The organism is Pseudomonas sp. P5_B2 (assembly GCF_056400445.1).
This window is the reverse complement of sequence record NZ_JBFULH010000842.1, coordinates 1-1511: the sequence shown is the minus strand read 5'-3', so window position 1 is coordinate 1511 and position 1511 is coordinate 1. Positions and strand designations below refer to the sequence as shown.

2 protein-coding genes are annotated in these 1511 nt (G+C 59.0%); one reads left to right on the top strand and one right to left on the bottom strand.

Annotated elements, in window-relative coordinates:
• The coding region (locus tag AC1DRJ_RS27320; protein WP_477804891.1) for an acyl-CoA dehydrogenase family protein at positions 1-714 on the top strand (714 nt) is incomplete at its 5' end.
• A gap of 129 nt (positions 715-843) precedes the next feature.
• Here AC1DRJ_RS27320 and AC1DRJ_RS27315 read toward each other — a convergent pair.
• Positions 844-1511, bottom strand: a 668-nt coding sequence (locus AC1DRJ_RS27315) for an aldo/keto reductase (protein ID WP_477804890.1), incomplete at its 5' end; no start/stop codon positions are given.

Sequence of the window (1511 nt, the reverse complement as noted above, 5' to 3'; positions counted from 1 at the left end):
GCGGTATTGGATGGTGATGAGTACGTCATCAACGGGTCGAAAACCTTCATCACCAACGGCTTTCTGGCTGACCTGGTGATTGTCGTGGCCAAGACCGATCCAAAGGCCGGCGCCAAGGGCACCAGCCTGTTTCTGGTGGAGGCCGGTACGCCGGGTTTCGATAAGGGCAAGCGACTGGAAAAGGTTGGCATGAAGGCGCAGGACACGTCGGAGCTGTTCTTCCAGGACGTTCGTGTGCCCAAGGAAAACCTGCTGGGGCAGGCCGGGATGGGCTTTGCTTACCTGATGCAGGAGTTACCCCAAGAGCGCCTCACCGTGGCCATCGGCGGGCTTGCGTCGGCTGAAGCGGCGTTGCAGTGGACGCTGGACTACACCCGCGACCGCAAGGCGTTCGGTAAGGCGATTGCCGACTTCCAGAACACTCGCTTCAAACTGGCGGAGATGGCGACCGAGATCCAGATCGGCCGGGTTTTCGTTGATCGCTGCCTGGAACTGCACCTGCAAGGCATGCTGGATGTACCGACGGCGGCGATGGCCAAGTATTGGGGTACGGACCTGCAATGCAAGGTGCTCGACGAGTGCGTGCAGTTGCATGGCGGTTACGGCTTTATGTGGGAATACCCGATTGCCCGGGCGTGGGCGGATGCGCGGGTGCAACGGATTTATGCCGGCACCAACGAAATCATGAAGGAGATTATTGCGCGGTCGCTGTAATGCAGCGTGATCGTTCTCACGCTCTGCGTGGGAATGCCGCCATGGACGCTCTGCGTCCGCTTTGGAGGTGACGCGGAGCGTCACGTGATGCATTCCCACGCAGAGCGTGGGAACGATCATTGTCCTCGATTACGGTGCCGGGTTCGGGTGATCCTTGTGAATCGCCTCAATCCCTTCCAGCACTTCGTCCGAAAGTTTCAGCTCGAAGCTGGCAATGTTGCTGTCCAATTGCTCAAGCGTCGTAGCGCCAATGATGTTGCTGGTGACGAATGGCTGTTGATTCACGAATGCCAATGCCATCTGTGCCGGGTCCAGGCCGTGTTCACGGGCCAATGCCACGTAGCGGCTGCACGCTGCTTCCGATTGTGGATTGAAATAGCGGCTGAAGCGGTTGTAGAGGCTCAGGCGGCCTTTCGGCGGGCGCGCGCCACCTTCGTACTTGCCGGACAGGAAACCGAACGCCAGCGGAGAGTAAGCGAGCAAGCCGCATTGTTCGCGAATGGCGATCTCTGCCAGACCGACTTCAAAGCTACGGTTCAGCAGGTTGTAGGGGTTCTGGATCGACACCGCACGAGGCCAGCCACGGGCTTCGGCCAGGGCGAGGAAACGCATGGTGCCCCATGGTGTTTCATTGGACAGGCCAATGTGGCGGATCTTGCCGGCCTTGACCTGCTCGTCCAGTGCTTCGAGGGTATCTTCCAGCGGCGTGAGGTTGGCTTCGCTCTTGTGTTTATAGCCCAATTGACCGAAGAAATTGGTGCTGCGCTCCGGCCAATGCAGTTGGTAAAGGTCGATGT